15 protein-coding genes are annotated in these 15,347 nt (G+C 65.2%); 7 read left to right on the top strand and 8 right to left on the bottom strand.

Features of this window, described 5'->3' with window-relative positions:
• Positions 1 to 39: 39 nt before the first annotated feature.
• The 4 genes from pxpA to NG898_RS03210 all read right to left on the bottom strand — a co-directional run bounded on the left by pxpA (position 40) and on the right by NG898_RS03210 (position 3,988).
• The gene (gene pxpA / locus NG898_RS03225) at positions 40 to 783 is read right to left on the bottom strand and encodes a 5-oxoprolinase subunit PxpA (RefSeq protein ID WP_252691050.1); all 744 of its coding nucleotides are present in this window, start codon (positions 781 to 783) and stop codon (positions 40 to 42) included.
• Positions 784 to 802: 19 nt separating this feature from the next.
• Positions 803 to 1,852: a 5-oxoprolinase subunit C family protein gene (locus NG898_RS03220; RefSeq protein ID WP_282562352.1), complete on the bottom strand. Its 1,050-nt coding sequence runs from the start codon at positions 1,850 to 1,852 to the stop codon at positions 803 to 805.
• Complete coding sequence (pxpB, locus tag NG898_RS03215; protein ID WP_252691049.1) at positions 1,849 to 2,496, bottom strand: 5-oxoprolinase subunit PxpB; 648 nt, start codon at positions 2,494 to 2,496, stop codon at positions 1,849 to 1,851. The genes NG898_RS03220 and pxpB overlap by 4 nt, the downstream gene beginning before the upstream one ends.
• 277 nt (positions 2,497 to 2,773) lie before the next feature.
• Positions 2,774 to 3,988: a multidrug effflux MFS transporter gene (locus NG898_RS03210; RefSeq protein WP_252691048.1), complete on the bottom strand. Its 1,215-nt coding sequence runs from the start codon at positions 3,986 to 3,988 to the stop codon at positions 2,774 to 2,776.
• A 486-nt stretch (positions 3,989 to 4,474) separates the two neighbouring features.
• Here NG898_RS03210 and NG898_RS03205 point away from each other — a divergent pair, with 486 nt between their 5' ends.
• The 5 genes from NG898_RS03205 (at position 4,475) to NG898_RS03185 (ending at position 9,727) form a co-directional block, all read left to right on the top strand.
• On the top strand, positions 4,475 to 5,989 hold the full coding sequence (locus tag NG898_RS03205; RefSeq protein ID WP_252691613.1) for an ABC transporter ATP-binding protein: 1,515 nt from the start codon (positions 4,475 to 4,477) through the stop codon (positions 5,987 to 5,989).
• Complete coding sequence (locus NG898_RS03200; RefSeq protein ID WP_252691047.1) at positions 5,982 to 7,091, top strand: ABC transporter permease; 1,110 nt, start codon at positions 5,982 to 5,984, stop codon at positions 7,089 to 7,091. The genes NG898_RS03205 and NG898_RS03200 overlap by 8 nt, the downstream gene beginning before the upstream one ends.
• Before the next feature lie 13 nt (positions 7,092 to 7,104).
• Positions 7,105 to 8,025, top strand: a complete 921-nt coding sequence (locus tag NG898_RS03195; RefSeq protein WP_252691046.1) for an ABC transporter permease — start codon at positions 7,105 to 7,107, stop codon at positions 8,023 to 8,025.
• 81 nt (positions 8,026 to 8,106) lie between these two features.
• Positions 8,107 to 9,264: a BMP family ABC transporter substrate-binding protein gene (locus NG898_RS03190; RefSeq protein ID WP_252691045.1), complete on the top strand. Its 1,158-nt coding sequence runs from the start codon at positions 8,107 to 8,109 to the stop codon at positions 9,262 to 9,264.
• Between the two features lie 166 nt (positions 9,265 to 9,430).
• Positions 9,431 to 9,727 (top strand): YkvA family protein, encoded by a 297-nt coding sequence (locus tag NG898_RS03185; protein ID WP_045206101.1) that lies wholly within the window; start codon positions 9,431 to 9,433, stop codon positions 9,725 to 9,727.
• 9 nt (positions 9,728 to 9,736) lie between these two features.
• Here NG898_RS03185 and NG898_RS03180 read toward each other — a convergent pair whose 3' ends face one another.
• From NG898_RS03180 to NG898_RS03165, 4 genes are read right to left on the bottom strand one after another with little or no spacing between them, the layout of a single operon-like run.
• Positions 9,737 to 10,717 carry a quinone oxidoreductase family protein gene (locus NG898_RS03180; protein WP_252691044.1) on the bottom strand — a complete coding sequence of 327 codons (981 nt, stop codon included), beginning with the start codon at positions 10,715 to 10,717 and terminating at the stop codon, positions 9,737 to 9,739.
• Complete coding sequence (locus NG898_RS03175; RefSeq protein ID WP_092969383.1) at positions 10,714 to 11,145, bottom strand: methylglyoxal synthase; 432 nt, start codon at positions 11,143 to 11,145, stop codon at positions 10,714 to 10,716. The genes NG898_RS03180 and NG898_RS03175 overlap by 4 nt, the downstream gene beginning before the upstream one ends.
• 10 nt (positions 11,146 to 11,155) lie before the next feature.
• Positions 11,156 to 11,947, bottom strand: a complete 792-nt coding sequence (locus tag NG898_RS03170; protein WP_252691043.1) for an SDR family oxidoreductase — start codon at positions 11,945 to 11,947, stop codon at positions 11,156 to 11,158.
• A 42-nt stretch (positions 11,948 to 11,989) separates the two neighbouring features.
• Entirely contained in the window at positions 11,990 to 12,907 is a 918-nt protein-coding gene (locus NG898_RS03165; protein ID WP_252691042.1) for a DMT family transporter, read from the bottom strand.
• A 184-nt stretch (positions 12,908 to 13,091) separates the two neighbouring features.
• Here NG898_RS03165 and NG898_RS03160 point away from each other — a divergent pair, with 184 nt between their 5' ends.
• Together NG898_RS03160 and upp are read left to right on the top strand one after the other, a co-directional pair.
• Positions 13,092 to 14,570 carry an NCS1 family nucleobase:cation symporter-1 gene (locus NG898_RS03160; protein WP_252691041.1) on the top strand — a complete coding sequence of 493 codons (1,479 nt, stop codon included), beginning with the start codon at positions 13,092 to 13,094 and terminating at the stop codon, positions 14,568 to 14,570.
• Positions 14,571 to 14,635: 65 nt separating this feature from the next.
• Positions 14,636 to 15,286, top strand: a complete 651-nt coding sequence (gene upp, locus NG898_RS03155) for a uracil phosphoribosyltransferase (RefSeq protein WP_154206554.1) — start codon at positions 14,636 to 14,638, stop codon at positions 15,284 to 15,286.
• Positions 15,287 to 15,347 lie beyond the last annotated feature (61 nt).

The following is a 15,347-nucleotide window of genomic DNA, read 5'->3' as shown; positions in this document are numbered from 1 at the left end:
AAGTTAATAAAAAGCCCCGCTGGAAAACGGGGCCATGGCTCAGGCGCCGGCGCGAACAGCGATGCCCTCGCTGCCAAGCCGTTCCCGAATGCGTCGCGCGAACGCCAGCGCATGCGCGCCGTCGCCGTGCAGACAAACCGTTTCCGCGCGGATCTGAACCCACGTGCCATCGATGGCCTTCACGCGTTGCTCGCGCACCATCGTCAGCGTCTGGTCGAGCGCAGCCTCCTCGCTGTCGATCAGGGCTCCCGGGGTGCCGCGTTTGACGAGCGAGCCGTCTGCGTTGTAACCGCGATCGGCAAACACCTCTTCCTTGGCCTGCAGACCAAGTTCGCGCGCTGCCTTGACCAGTTCACCGCCGGCTAGGCCGAACACGACCAGCGAAGGATCGAAATCACGGATCGCGCGCACGATGGCGACCGCCAGAGGCCGGTCACGCGAGGCCTGGTTGTACAGCGCGCCATGCGCCTTCACGTGGGCCAGCTTGCCGCCCTGCGCACGCACGATGGCAGACAGGCCGCCGATCTGGAACAGCACGCCCGCGTAGATTTCATCGGGCGGAAGGTGCATCTCGGTGCGGCCGAAGTTTTCGCGATCGGGAAAGCTCGGATGCGCGCCGATCGACACACCCTGGCGCAGCGCCCAGCCGACGGTCTGGCGCATCGTGTTGACGTCGCCAGCGTGCCAGCCGCAGGCGATGTTGGCGGAACTCACCAGCGTAAGGAGCGCCTCGTCGGTATCGCAGCCTTCGCCAAGGTCGGCGTTCAGATCAATTGCAGTCATGGTGTTGTCTTCCGGTGCATCAGGCGTTCAGTCGCGTCTTGGCGGTGCGGTGCGCGCTCGACAGAATGCCCTGGCGCTGCCAATCCAGCGCGGTTTCAATTTGCTGCAGATACCGTGCCACGTCGGCGCGGGCGGCTTCGGCCTGCTCCAGCGTCACGCGCTCGAAGCGCACGCGCGTGCCGAGTGGAATCTGCGCCAGCCGCCATTGGTCGGCCAGGATGACCGAACCGATCTTCGGATAGCCGCCCGTGGTTTGCGCATCGGCCATCAGCACAATGGGCTGGCCCGACGGCGGCACCTGGATCACGCCCGGCACCACGCCGTGCGAGAGCAGATCGCCACTGCGCTGCTTCTTGCGCTTGAGTTCCGGCCCTTGCAGGCGAAAGCCCATGCGGTTGCTGTTGGGCGTAAGCGTCCAGTCGGATTCCCAGAACGCGGCTTGTGCGTCGGCAACGAAATCGTCGTATTCGGGACCAGGCAGCACGCGCATGACGGGCGTGTCCTTCTGCGCGCGATCGAACGTCCAGCGGGCCGCCTTCACGGCAACGGTGTCGCCGCTGATGTCGGGAGCGTACGTCGTGTCTGCTGGCAACACCGACAACCTGTCGCCGTCCTTCAGCGGGCGCCCCTCGAGGCCGCCGAAGCCGGCTTTCAGATCGGTGCTGCGCGAGCCCATCATCTCGGGCACATCGACGCCGCCGGCCACGCACAGATACGCGCGCACACCGCCCTGCGCCACACGCAAGGTCAGCGTCTGACCGCGCTGCACGGGGATGGCGCGCCATGCATGCACCGGCGCGCCGTCAAGCGTGGCGCGGCAATCGGCGCCCGTCAGCGCGACCAAGCCATTGGCGTGGAAGCGCAGCGTGGCGTTGCCCAGCGTGAACTCGATGCCCGCGGCATCACTGCGGTTGCCAACCAGGCGGTTGCCCACATACAGCGACAGCGGATCGAGCGCGCCGGAGGTGCACACGCCAAAGCGGCGATAGCCGGTGCGGCCCAGGTCTTGCACGGAGGCCAGCACGCCGGCCCGCACAATCTCGATCATGGGTTGGGGTTTCGAACTCATGCGCGCACCTTCGAGGCAACAAATCGGATGCGGTCTCCAGGCGAGAGCAGCGTGGGGGGATTGCGCTGCGGCATGAAGAGCGCCGCGTCTGTGCGGCCCAGCAATTGCCAGCCACCGGGGGACGCGGCCGGGTAGATGCCGGTCTGCTCGCCGCCGATGCCGACCGAACCGGCCGGCACGGCCATGCGCGGCTCAGCGCGGCGCGGCGTAGCGAGCGACTTGTCGAGCCCGCCCATGTAGGCAAAACCGGGCTGGAAGCCTAGGAAATAGACGATGTATTCGGGCGCGGTGTGACGGCGCACGACTTCGGCCGTGCTCAGGCCGGTGTGCTTGGCGACTTCGCGCAGGTCGGGACCTTCGTCACCGCCATAGGCGACTTCGATATCGACGAGTTTGCCGTCGGCCACCAGCGCCTGGCTTTCTTCCCAGGCCTCGCGCAGTTGGGCGGTCAACCGCTGCGCATCGGCCAGCGGGCCAAACACGAGCGTGAGGTTGTTCATGCCGGGCACCACGTCGACCACGCCCGCCCAGTTGGACGCACGCGAAGCCATCGCCCAGATGCGCTGCTGGCAATTCAGGGTGGCCGGCGGCGGCACTTCGCACAACAGCGCCAGTTCGCCCAGCCGGTGAATCGTGCACTGCAACTTAACCCCCCGTCTCGGGTGCACCGTTGGCGGGGAGATCCCGGCAAAACGATGCGCGATTGAAAATGAAAGCGATACGTTAATAAATTGTCGATAAATTCTGTATAAGAAGTAACCCTTAGTCGCTCAGGGCCAAGTCGCGGCCGAACGCGGTCCAACTGCACCAATCATAGGTGCCGGACACGATCAGCGTGACAGGCATGTTATGCCAAAGGCATATGAAAGGATGAAGACGCCTCTAGAACAAGAGGCGTAGAGGAGACCGGAAACGGAGGGGTCAGGCGGCGGGCTCTTCGCGCGTGATGCGCAGGCCGAGAACAAGCGCGGCGATAGCGCATACGGCCATCATGCTCAGCAGCGGTAGCGCGGTCTGGCCGATGGCGGCGACCACCGTACCGGTCACCATGCCGAGACCGAATTGCATAGCGCCCATGAGCGCCGAACCGGTGCCCGCACGCGCGCCCTGCCCCGCCATTGCCAGCGCGCCGGTGTTGGGCGAGATGCAGCCGATCGACGCGACGTAGCAGAACAGCGCTGCCAGCACGAGCGGCAGCGGCGTAAAACCCGCAGCGGCGGCCGCAGCAGCCAGCACGCTGGTGATGGCTGGCACCCACAGCGCGCGCCGCAGTACGCGCGCCGGCGAGTACTTGCGCACCAATCGCACATTTACGCGCGAGGCTGCGATCATCCCGGCCGCGTTGCTGCCGAACACCCAGGCGTAATGCGACGGCGTCAGGCCATAACCATCGATCAGCACGAACGACGACACGGTGATGTACGCAAACATGCCCGACAGGAACACCGCGCCGCACCACATATAGGCGGCGTAATGGTGATCGCGCAGCAGTTCCCAGTAGTCGCGCAGCACGTGGCTGACTGCCAGCTTGCGCGCCTGCTCGGGCGCCAGCGACTCGCGCATCAGGTAATGCACCGCCACCAGCGACAGCACGCCAAATGCCGTCAGCAAGGCAAAGATGACCCGCCACGTTGCGAACTGCAGCACTGCGCCGCCAATCATCGGCGCCAGGATGGGCGCTACACCCATGACCAGCATCAGCGTCGAATACGCCTGTGCGGCGCCGCCCGGGTCCATGCGATCGCGCACGGCTGCACGCGCGATGACCATGCCTGCGCAGCCGCCAAACCCTTGCACGCCACGCAGCACGGTCAACATCGTGGCATCCGTGGCAAACGCGCAACCAATGGATGCAGCCACGTACATCGCCAGACCGATATAAAGCGGCGGCTTGCGGCCGAAGCGATCGCTGGCGGGGCCGTAGATCAGTTGGCCAATCGCCAGGCTGATCAGAAAGACGGTCAGCGTGAGCCCCGCCGCGGCCGACGACGTATTCAGATCGCGCGCGATGGTCGGCAGGCTGGGCAGATACATGTCGACCGACAGCGGGCCAATGGCCGTGAGCGCGCCAAGCAACAGGAGCCAGCCTGGAATCGGGCCGGGCATGCGGGATCGTGCGGGAGCGGGAGCAGTCATGAAGGGAGAACGAGACGCGGCGCTGACGTGCTGCCCGCGCCGGAGCAAACCGAGAACTTTAGCGCAAAGCGGCAAACCACGCGTGCGCACCGGCCCGGTGCAAGACAGTCCGAGCGCCCCACCCAAGGGCTGCGCGTGCCACCTGCATACGTCGGCATGACAAGCTGGAACCGGCAAATGGCCCCGATGGGCCCGGCACGGGATTTGCACTCCGCCACCCCTCGTACGAGGCAGTCGCCAGCGGGCCGAAATCGCGGTTTGGCACGAATGTCGAACGATATAATTCCCATTTGATGGCGAGCATCAGCCACCCATGATGATTGCTGCGATGCGTCGGCGCGAATCTGCGTCGGCGTGACCTGCTGTGAAGTGTCGTCAACACCCAAAAAGAGACCGCCTCCGCTGCATACCCTGCACGGTGAGCGGCACGGAAACCACGAGCCAACTGTTGTGACACCACTCCCACCACGCCTGTCGCTGACGGGCATGACCAAGCGCTACCCGAGCGTGGTCGCCAACGACGGCGTCAGCCTGACTGTCGCGCCGGGCGAGATCCATGCCGTGCTGGGCGAAAACGGCGCGGGCAAGTCGACGCTGATGAAGATCATCTTCGGCGCCGTGCAGCCCGACGCTGGCGAGATGCTGCTCGACGGCCAGCGCGTCGAGATCGCCAATCCGCACCAGGCCCGCGCGCTGGGCATCGCCATGGTGTTCCAGCACTTCTCGCTGTTCGACACGCTCACGGTGGCCGAGAACATTCTGCTCGGCCTGCCCGCAGGCACCGATTTGCGCGACGTGGCTGACCAGGTGCGCAGCACGGGCGAGAAATACGGCCTGCCGCTGGAGCCGCATCGCCATGTGCATACGCTTTCCGTGGGCGAGCGCCAGCGCGTGGAAATCGTGCGCGCCCTGCTCACCAAGCCGCGTCTGCTGATCCTTGACGAGCCGACCTCGGTGCTGACGCCGCAGGCCGTCGAAAAGCTGTTCGTGACGCTGCGCCAGTTGGCGGCAGAAGGCACGAGCATCCTCTACATCAGCCACAAGCTCGACGAGATCCAGGCCCTGTGCCACACCGCCACGGTGATGCGCATGGGCAAGGTCACTGGCGTGTGCGACCCGCGCCGGGAAACGGCGGCGTCGCTGTCGCGCATGATGATCGGCGGCGAGCCTCCGCGCGAGTTGCGCCCGCAGACCACACCGGGCGAGGTGCGCATGGAAGTGGCCGGCCTGTCGCTGCCCAAGGCACACGCCTTTGCGACGGAGCTGCGTGATATCGCACTGCAATTGCGCAGCGGCGAGATCGTGGGCATCGCGGGCGTGTCAGGCAACGGGCAGCAGGAACTGCTGGCCGCCCTGTCTGGCGAAGACACCCGCGCGCCCGCACAGACCATCAGCATCGGCAAGGAGCCGGTTGCAAAGCTCGACCCGCGTGCGCGCCGCAAGCGAGGGCTCTCTTTCGTACCGGAAGAGCGCCTCGGGCGCGGCGCTGTGCCATCGCTGTCGCTGGCCGCCAATACGCTGCTGACGCATCAGCGTGCGCCGCAGGTGCGTGGCGGGCTCATCGACAAGAAGGCTGCGGCCAAACTGGCCACCAGCATCATCAGCCGATTTGGCGTGAAGGCCGGTGGCCCGGATGCCTTGGCCAAGAGCCTGTCGGGCGGCAACCTGCAGAAATTCATCGTCGGCCGCGAAATCGAATGCGCGCCGCGCGTGCTCATCGTCGCGCAACCGACCTGGGGCGTGGACGTGGGCGCGGCGGCCCAGATCCACAATGAAATCCTCGCGCTCAAGGCCGGGGGCTGCGCCATCCTGATCGTGTCGGAAGAACTCGACGAACTTTTTGCGCTGTGCGATCGCCTGCACGTGATCGCCAACGGGCGCCTCTCCCCCTCCACGCCCACGCACGCCACCGACCGCGAACAGATCGGCCTGTGGATGAGCGGCATGTGGGACAAAGCAGCGGCTTCGGCAGCAGCAACCTCGGAGGTGGCCCATGGCTGACGTCATGCATGGCAGCCGCCTGGCGCTGCCGGTTTCGCTGGAGCTGCGTGCGATCCCGTCGCGCACCATGGCGTACGCTTCGCCGCTCATCGCGCTGGTGCTGACGATGGTGTTCGGTCTGCTGCTGTTCGCGTTGCTGGGCAAAGACCCGGTGGCGGGCCTGCGCGTGTTCCTGGTCGAACCGCTGGTCAGCAAGCGGGCGATTGGCGAAGTGCTGCTCAAGACCGTGCCGCTGGTGCTGTGCGCGCTCGGCTTGTCGGTGTGCTATCGCGCCAACGTGTGGAACATCGGCGCGGAGGGGCAACTGATCGTGGGCGGCATTTTCGCGGCGGCCACGATCATTTACTTCGATACGCCCGCGCCCGCCATCCCCGGCGGCTTTGCGCTGGTGCTGGCCGTCGTCGCCGGCGTCATCGGTGGTGCGCTTTGGGCGGCGATTACGGCGCTGCTGCGCGATCGCTTTCATGCCAACGAGATCCTTGTCTCGCTCATGCTCACGTACATCGCGCAGTTGCTGCTGCTGTACGTGGTCAACGGGCCGTTGAAGGACCCGAACGGCATGAACTTCCCGCAGTCGATCGTGTTCGACAGTGCATTTGTTCTGCCGACGCTCGTGGCCGGCACGCGTCTGCACGTCGGCTTTCTGTTCATGCTCGTGATGACCGCGGCGATGACGCTGTTCGTCTTCCGCAGCTTCGCCGGCTACCGCCTGCAAGTGGGCGGGCTGGCGCCGCAAGCGGCCCGTTACGCGGGTTTCTCGTCGCGTGCGGCGCTCTGGACGGCGCTGCTGGTGTCGGGCGGCCTGGCGGGCATTGCGGGCGCCTTTGAGGTCACGGGGCCGATTGGGCAACTGCTGCCGTCCATTTCTCCTGGCTACGGCTTTGCCGCCATCGTGGTGGCATTCGTCGGGCGTTTGAATCCGGTCGGCACCGTGCTGGGTGCGATCGTGATGTCGCTGTTCTACATCGGCGGCGAGCTTGCGCAATCGCGCCTGGGCCTGCCGTCGGCCATTACCGGGGTGTTCCAGGGCATGCTGCTGTTCTTCCTGCTCGCCTGCGACACGCTCATCGAATACCGCCTGCGCTGGCGCGCGCATCACTGATCAGGCCGCACACATGGAAAGTCTTGCTCCCCTGATCGCCGCGTCGATCAACGCCGGCACCCCGCTGCTGCTGGCCGCCCTTGGCCTCTTGATGAACGAGCGCTCCGGCGTGCTCAACCTCGGTGCCGAAGGGATGATGCTGGTGGCCGCCGTGGTCGGTTTCATGGTCGGCTACCAGACGCAGATTCCGCTGCTGGGTTTTGCTGCCGGAGCGATTGCCGGCATGGTGATGGCGTCGCTGTTTGCATGGCTCGCGCTGGTGCTCGTCACCAACCAGGTCGCCACGGGCCTCGCCCTGTCGATTTTCGGCACCGGGCTGTCGGCCTTCATGGGCCAGCGCTTTGTCGGCATGTCGCTGCCGGCGCAGGCGCACGGCATCCCGGGGCTGGAGTCGATTCCGTTCGTCGGCCCCGCCTTGTTCGCGCACCACTGGATGGTTTATTTCAGCCTGCTGCTTTGCGGCGTGATTGCCTGGTTTCTGTTCAAGACGCGTGCGGGCCTCACGCTGCGCGCGATCGGTGAATCGCCGGAATCGGCGCACGCGCTAGGCTACCCGGTGCGCACCATCCGCTTTGGCGCGCTGCTGTTTGGCGGCGCATGCTGCGGGCTGGCGGGCGCGTACCTGTCGCTGGTCTATACGCCGATGTGGGTCGAAAACATGGTCGCCGGCCGCGGCTGGATTGCCCTCGCCCTGACCACCTTTGCCACCTGGCGCCCGCTGCGCATCCTGTTCGGTGCGCTGCTGTTCGGCGGCGTAACGATTCTGCAGTTCCACCTGCAGGGGATGGGCGTGTCGGTGCCGTCGCAGATTCTGTCGATGGCGCCGTTTGCCGCCACCATCGTCGTGCTGGCCATCATCTCGCGCAATCCGGATTGGATTCGCCTGAACATGCCCGCGTCGCTTGGCAAGCCGTTCCGCCCCGGGGCTGCCTAAACTGCAGCGTGAGCCTTCTGCATTCCCGTCTTTTGCTTCAAGCTTCAAAACAGTCAACGAGCCACACAACAGGAGAAATCGATGAACGTTACCCGCAGGATCACGCTGGCCGCCCTGGCCGCCGGCGCTGCCCTGACCCTCTGGGGTTGCGGCAAGTCCAACGACAACGCTGGCGGCAATGCCGCGCCGGCCGCATCCTCGGCCCCCGCCGCTGCCGCACCGGCTCCGGCCAATGAGCCGCTGAAGATCGCGTTCGTCTACGTCGGCCCTGTGGGCGACGCAGGCTGGACCCACGCTCACGACGACGGCCGCAAGGAAGTCGAAGCCAAGTTCGGCGACAAGGTGAAGACCAGCTTCGTTGAAAGCGTTCCCGAAAGCGCCGCGGATGCCGAACGCGTGTTCCGCGACCTGGCCACTCAAGGCAACAAGGTCATCTTCGGCACGAGCTTCGGTTTCATGGAATCGATGCTCAAGGTCGCCAAGGAATTCCCGGACGTGAAGTTCGAGCACGCCACGGGTTTCAAGACTGCCGACAACCTCGGCCAGTACGACGTGCGCACGTATGAAGGCGCATATCTGGCAGGCGTTGTGGCCGGCAAGATGAGCAAGTCGGGCAAGCTTGGCGTGGTGGGTTCGGTGCCCATCCCCGAGGTGATCCGCAACATCGACTCGTTCACGCTGGGCGCGCGCAGCGTCAACCCGAAGGCCACCACCCGCGTGGTGTGGGTCAACAAGTGGTTCGATCCAGGCAAGGAGCGCGAGGCTGCCACCACCCTCATCGGCCAAGGCGTTGACGTGCTGATGCAGAACACCGACTCCGCAGCCGTCGTGCAAACCGCGCAAGAGAAAGGCGTTTACGCAATCGGCTGGGACAGCGACATGACCAAGTTTGGCGAGAAGGCCCACCTGGCTGCCTCGATCAACAAATGGGGCGTGTATTACACCAAGGTCATCGGCGACGTGCTTGAAAACAAGTGGAAGCCGGAAACCGTGTGGTGGGGCCTGAAGGAAGGCGCGATCGATCTGGGCGCGTACAACACCGTGGTGCCGGAAGACGTGAAGACCCTGGTCGAGACCCGCAAGAAGGGCATCATCGACGGCTCGGCACCGATCTGGAAGGGTCCGCTCAAGGACAACACCGGCAAGGAAGTCCTGCCCGCCGACAAGGTCGCCGACGACGGCTTCCTGCATGGCATCAAGTTCTACGTAGAAGGCGTGGAAGGCAAGATTCCGGGTTAAATTCACCCCGCCTCGGCAAAAAGCCGGCACCTCGCAAGAGGGCCGGCTTTTTTCATGGGCAATCACACCTCACCTTGAAAACCGGGCCGTTTCCCCAAGCTGATACGATGGTTTGCCGGTCAACCGCTTTCATGTGACGCCGGCTTTTCATCAAGGGGAGCCCACGATGTTCGGACGACTTTTCCGCCTGTGGAGCGTGGTGCGCAACGACGCGCGCCTGCTGTGGTTTGCGCTGCGCCATCCGGACAAGCCGTGGTGGCTCGCGCCGGCCGCGCTGCTGCTGGTGGGCTATGTGGTATCGCCGATCGATCTGATTCCGGATGTCATCCCGGTGATCGGCTGGGTGGACGACATCGTGCTGGTGCCGCTGGCGCTGCACATGCTGCTGCGTGGCCTGCCCGACCGTGTGCGCGAGGATGCACGCTTTGCCGCCGCCCGGCGTGTGAAGCCCACCGGGCGGTAACTTTCCGCCTTACGGCAAGAGGATCGTCGACCCGGTCGTCTTGCGCGATTCCAGATCGCGGTGCGCCTGCGCCGCGTTCTGCAGTTCGTAGCGTTGGTGAATTTCGATTTTCACCTTGCCGCTGCTCACCACATCAAACAACTCAGCCGCCATCGGTTCCAGCAGCTCGCGCCGCGCCGTGTAGGTCATCAGCGTCGGGCGCGTGATCTTGAGCGAGCCTTTCGCGCTCAGCACGCTGAGGTCAACCGGCGGTACCGGGCCCGATGCGTTGCCGTAGGTGACCATCATCCCGCGCGGTGCGAGGCAATCCAGCGAGCCCGTGAACGTATCTTTGCCAATGCCGTCGTAGACCACCGGCACGCCCTTGCCGCCCGTGATTTCGCGCACGCGCTCGGTAAAGTTCTCGCGCGTGTAGACGATGATGTGATCGCAGCCGTGCGCGCGGGCAAGTTCAGCCTTGGCATCGCTGCCGACGGTGCCGATCACGGTGGCGCCGAGCGCCTTGAGCCACTGGCACGCAATCAAACCCACACCGCCAGCGGCTGCGTGAAACAACACCGTATCACCGGGCTGCACGCGGTAGCTGTCGCGGATCAGGTATTGCGCGGTCATGCCCTGCAGCATCATCGCTGCGCCGGTCTCAAAGTCGATCGCATCCGGCAGGCGCACGAGAATGTCGGCCGGCATCGTGCGCACCGCAGCGTAGGCGCCGGTGGGGCGGCCGGCATAGGCAACGCGGTCGCCGGGCTTAACGTGCGTCACGCCCTCGCCCACTGCTTCCACCACACCCGACGCTTCCATGCCGATGCCGCCCGGCAGCGGCTGGGGATACAGCCCGGTGCGGAAATAGACGTCGATGTAGTTCAGACCGATGGCGTGCTGCTTGACCGTCACCTCGCCGGGGCCGGGCGCGGGCACGTCGACATCGACGTACTGCATCACTTCCGGACCGCCTGTCTCGAAGATGCGGATGGCTTTCGCTTGTGTCATGCGTGGATCTCCTTCGGATCGGGCGCCACCCGTTGCAGGGCGGACATCACCAGGTCGGCGGTCGCCAGGTTGGTGGCGCAGGGAATGTTGTGGACGTCGCAGGCGCGAACCAGCGCGTTGATGTCCGGTTCGTGCGGCTGCGGCGTCATCGGGTCGCGCAGGAAAATGACGGCGTCGACACGGCCTTCGGCCAATTGCGCGCCAATCTGCAGGTCGCCGCCCCACGGGCCGGACAGCATGCGCTGCACGGTCAGGCCGACTTCTTTCTCCAAGCGGCCACCGGTGGTGCCGGTCGCCAGCAGGTCGCATTGCGACAGGAAGGCCTGGTGCGTTTGTGCGAAAGCGACCATGTCGTCTTTCTTGTGATCGTGTGCGATCAGGGCGACGCGGCGTTTGCGGGCTGCGCTTTCGGGCGTAAGAGTGGTCATCGTGATTGGCTTAGAAGGTGCCAGGGAAGCTGCCGCCATCCATGAGGATGTTTTGCGCATTCACGTAGCCAGCATGCTGGCTGCACAGGAAGGCACACACGGCGCCAAACTCGGCCGGTTGGCCGAAGCGTCGGGCCGGATTGCCCTGCCGCTTGCGGTCGAAATTCTCTTCTGCGCTGATGCCGGCAGCCTTGGCGCCCGCTTCCAGCGTCTTGGTCAGGCGGTCGGTCTCGAACTGGCCCGGCAGCAGGTTGTTGATGGTCACGCCATGCTTGGCGACTTCACGCGCCAGACCCGCCACGAAGCCCGTCAGCCCAGAGCGCGCGCCATTGGACAAACCCAGGACGTCAATCGGAGCCTTCACCGCACCACTGGTGATATTGACGATGCGGCCCCAGCGGCGCTCGATCATCTTGTCGACGGTGGCTTTGATGAGGTCGATGGGCGTGAGCATGTTGGCGTTGAGCGCGGCATTCCACGCGTCGCGGTCCCAATCGCGAAAGTTGCCCGGTGGCGGGCCGCCCGCGTTGTTGACGAGAATGTCGGGCGAGCCGCCCAGTCGCTCGCATGCGAGCAGCGCCTCGGCGCGGCCTTCCGGCGTGGTGATGTCGGTGGCGACGGCTTCCACGCGCACGCCGTGCGCCGTGCGGATGCGCTCGGCCGCTGCCAACAACGCTTCGGCACCGCGCGCGACGATCACCACGTCCACGCCTTCGGCGGCCAGCGCGTCGGCGCACGCAAAGCCCAGTCCCTTGCTTGCGCCGCACACCAGCGCACGCTTGCCTTTCAGCCCCAAGTCCATCCTGTCTGACTCCTTGTGATTGTTATCTGGATTGGCCGCCTGTCAGCCGCGACGGCGTGACAGCAGCGCCATCCCTGCAAGCACCAGCGCACTGCCGGCAATCTGCCAAATCGTGATCGGCTCGCCCAGCAGCCACCAGCCAAGCAGCAGCGTTGACACCGGACCGATCATGCCGGCCTGCGACGCCACCGGCGCACCCACGCGCGCCACGGCCATCATCGTCATCGTGACCGGCGCCACCGTGCAGAACACCGAGTTGATGGCCGACAGCCCATACACCTGCCAGGGCAACACCAGCGCCGACACCGGCCGCAACACGAGAAACTGGACGATACAGGCTGCGGTCGACACGCACATCGCATAGGCAACCAGCCGCATCGAACCCACACGCTTGACCAGCTCACCGCTGGCCAGCAGGTAGATACCGTAGCTGATGGCGCTGGCGAGCACCAATCCGCCGCCCAGCCAGACGTTGTTGCCGCCCAGGTTCAGGTCATGCGCGAACACCAGCACGATGCCGGCGTAGGCCAGCGCCAGCGACACCCACTGCAAGCCGGTAATGCGCCGCTTGAATACTGTCGATGTAATCAGCAGCACGAACGACGGTGTCAGAAACAGGATCAGCCGCTCCAGCCCCGCCGTGATGTATTGCAGGCCGAGGAAATCGAGAAAGCTGGAGAGGTAATAACCGATGAGCCCCAAGCCGACGATGCGCCAGCGGTCTGGCACGGTCAGCGGCTCCGCACGGCGCGACTGCCACCACCCCATCGCCATGAACAGCGGGGCGGCCAGCAGCATGCGCAGAGTGATGACCATGACCGCGTCCACCTGATAGCGGTACATCAGCTTGGCGACGATGGCCTTGGCGGAAAACAGGACGGCGCCCGCGGAAGCAAGCAGCAAACCGCCGGTGTCGGTGGTTCTTGCGGGCGTGGAAGACGCAGAGGACGCGGTGGTCACAGCGGGGCGCGAGGGAGATGCGGGCAGCGTTGGAGAGCGTCGTCGATTGTATTGGAATTCAAGAAAACGTTCCGATGCAGGGTGCGCCGCACGTGGCACGGGTTTCGCTTTGGGGCGCACGGGACCGCCGTACAATCGCGCCTGCATTCCGAATATCTACAACGACAACGGATTCCACATCGACATGAGCCAAACCACCTCTTCCGCGTTCTCTGCGGACGCCGCCGGGGCACCCGACCCGACCCTCTGGAACGAAGATCTCAACCCGACCCCGCCCGCCGCCCGCACCTGGACAGCCACCAACTACGCTGCGCTGTGGGTGTCGATGGTGGTATCGGTGCCGGCATACATGCTGGCGTCGGGCCTGATGAGCGAGGGCATGAACTGGTGGCAGGCCGTGCTGACGGTGTTCCTCGGCAACCTGATCGTGCTGGTGCCGATGGTGCTGGTGGGCCACGCGGGGACCAAGTACGGTATTCCCTTCCCCGTGCTGGTACGGGCCTCGTTCGGCGTGCGCGGCGCGCAGTTGCCGGCCATTCTGCGGGCCATCGTGGCGTGCGGCTGGTTCGGCATCCAGACGTGGCTGGGCAGTCAGGCGATCTACACGATCCTCAACGTCGTCACCGACAACATGCTGGTGGGCAGCAACATTCCGGGGCTGGGTATCAACCCGGGCCAGGGATTCTGCTTCCTGCTGTTCTGGGCGCTGCACATCTGGCTGATCACCAAGGGGCTCGAATCGATCAAGCGCTTCCAGGCGCTGGCCACCCCGTTGCTGATCCTCGCCGCATTTGGCCTGGTCTGGTGGGCGTATATCAATGCGGGCGGCTTTGGCCCGATGCTGTCGGCGCCGTCGGCGTTTTCGGCAGGCGGCAAGCGCGCCGGCGAGTTCTGGGGCTTCTTCTGGCCGTCCCTCACCGCCATGGTCGGCTACTGGGCCACGCTCGCGCTGAACATTCCCGACTTCACCCGCTTCGCGCGCAGCCAGCGCGATCAGCTCGTCGGACAGGCGATCGGCCTGCCGCTGCCGATGGGGCTGCTGGCGCTGGTGGCCGTGCTCGTCACGTCGTCCACGGTGGTCATCTACGGTCAGGCCATCTGGGATCCGGTCACGCTGGCCGGCAAGATGACCGGCCCGTCGGTCATCGTGGCCCTGCTGGCGCTGATCACCGCCACGCTGATGACGAACATCGCCGCCAATGTGGTTTCGCCGGCGTATGACTTCTCGAACCTGGCGCCGCATCGCATCTCGTTCCGCATCGGCGGCTACATCACGGCGGGCATCGGCCTGGCGATGATGCCGTGGAAGATCCTGGAAACGACCAAGGGCTACATCTTCACGTGGCTGGTCGGTTACGGCGCGCTGCTGGGCCCGGTGGCCGGCATCATGATGGTCGATTACTTCCTCGTGCGCCGCACAGTACTCAAGACCGGCGAGTTGTTCCGCGTAGACGGCCCGTACGGTTACGGCAACGGCTGGAACGGCCGCGCCATCGTCGCGCTCATCATCGGTGTGCTGCCCAATCTGCCGGGTTTCTTCAAGCAGGCCGGGTTTGTCGCCAGCGTGCCAAGCGTATTCGAAGCGCTGTACACGTATGCATGGTTCGTGGGCCTCGCGATTTCGGCCGTCGTGTACGTGATCCTGATGCGCGGGCGCCGCTGAGCGCCTCCACAATCGGCACGGGGCGCGCCGGTACAATGCGCCCCATCTGAGAATCCCTTGCCGCCATGAAACAAGATCCGCGCTTTCCGAACCTGTTCATCCTCAATCACCCGCTGATCCAGCACAAGCTCACGCACATGCGCGACAAGGACACGTCCACGCGCACGTTCCGCGAGCTGCTGCGTGAGATCACGCTGCTGATGGGCTATGAAATCACGCGCAACCTGCCGCTGACCAGCCGCCATATCGACACGCCGATGGGCCCGATGGAAGCGCCCGTCATCGCGGGCCGCAAGCTGGCCGTGGTGCCGGTGCTGCGCGCGGGCGTGGGCATGAGCGACGGGCTGGTGGAACTGATTCCGTCGGCGCGTATCGGCCACATCGGCGTGTACCGCGACGAGCAACACCGCCCGGTGGAATACCTCGTGCGCCTGCCGGACCTGGAAGACCGCACCTTCATCCTGTGCGATCCGATGGTCGCGACCGGCTACTCGGCCGTCCACGCTGTCGACGTGATGAAGAAACGCGGCGTGCCCGACGAGAACATCCTGTTCCTGGCGCTCGTCGCGGCGCCCGAAGGCGTGGAGGTGTTCCAGCAGGCACATCCGGGCGTGAAGCTGTTCGTCGCGTCGCTCGATTCGCACCTGGATGAAAACGCCTACATCATCCCGGGCCTGGGCGATGCAGGCGACCGCCTGTTCGGCACGAAAAACTGATCGCGCAAGCGCTCAGCGCAAACAAAAACAGCCGGCAATGCCGGCTGTTGTCTTTGGTACG

This window comes from Ralstonia mojiangensis, from assembly GCF_023955645.1.
Taxonomy (GTDB): Bacteria; Pseudomonadota; Gammaproteobacteria; order Burkholderiales; family Burkholderiaceae; genus Ralstonia; species Ralstonia mojiangensis.
Note: the sequence above shows the minus strand (reverse complement) of the source record. Positions and strands in the feature narration are given on the sequence as shown.

Bases quoted from the DNA above. Each gene is read 5' to 3' on its own strand.
- pxpA (WP_252691050.1), bottom strand. From the start codon at position 783: ATGACTGCAATTGATCTGAACGCCGACCTTGGCGAAGGCTGCGATACC.
- NG898_RS03220 (WP_282562352.1), bottom strand. From the start codon at position 1,852: ATGAGTTCGAAACCCCAACCCATGATCGAGATTGTGCGGGCCGGCGTG.
- NG898_RS03210 (WP_252691048.1), bottom strand. From the start codon at position 3,988: ATGACTGCTCCCGCTCCCGCACGATCCCGCATGCCCGGCCCGATTCCA.
- NG898_RS03205 (WP_252691613.1), top strand. From the start codon at position 4,475: ATGACCAAGCGCTACCCGAGCGTGGTCGCCAACGACGGCGTCAGCCTG.
- NG898_RS03200 (WP_252691047.1), top strand. From the start codon at position 5,982: ATGGCTGACGTCATGCATGGCAGCCGCCTGGCGCTGCCGGTTTCGCTG.
- NG898_RS03195 (WP_252691046.1), top strand. From the start codon at position 7,105: ATGGAAAGTCTTGCTCCCCTGATCGCCGCGTCGATCAACGCCGGCACC.
- NG898_RS03190 (WP_252691045.1), top strand. From the start codon at position 8,107: ATGAACGTTACCCGCAGGATCACGCTGGCCGCCCTGGCCGCCGGCGCT.
- NG898_RS03185 (WP_045206101.1), top strand. From the start codon at position 9,431: ATGTTCGGACGACTTTTCCGCCTGTGGAGCGTGGTGCGCAACGACGCG.
- NG898_RS03180 (WP_252691044.1), bottom strand. From the start codon at position 10,717: ATGACACAAGCGAAAGCCATCCGCATCTTCGAGACAGGCGGTCCGGAA.
- NG898_RS03175 (WP_092969383.1), bottom strand. From the start codon at position 11,145: ATGACCACTCTTACGCCCGAAAGCGCAGCCCGCAAACGCCGCGTCGCC.
- NG898_RS03170 (WP_252691043.1), bottom strand. From the start codon at position 11,947: ATGGACTTGGGGCTGAAAGGCAAGCGTGCGCTGGTGTGCGGCGCAAGC.
- NG898_RS03160 (WP_252691041.1), top strand. From the start codon at position 13,092: ATGAGCCAAACCACCTCTTCCGCGTTCTCTGCGGACGCCGCCGGGGCA.
- upp (WP_154206554.1), top strand. From the start codon at position 14,636: ATGAAACAAGATCCGCGCTTTCCGAACCTGTTCATCCTCAATCACCCG.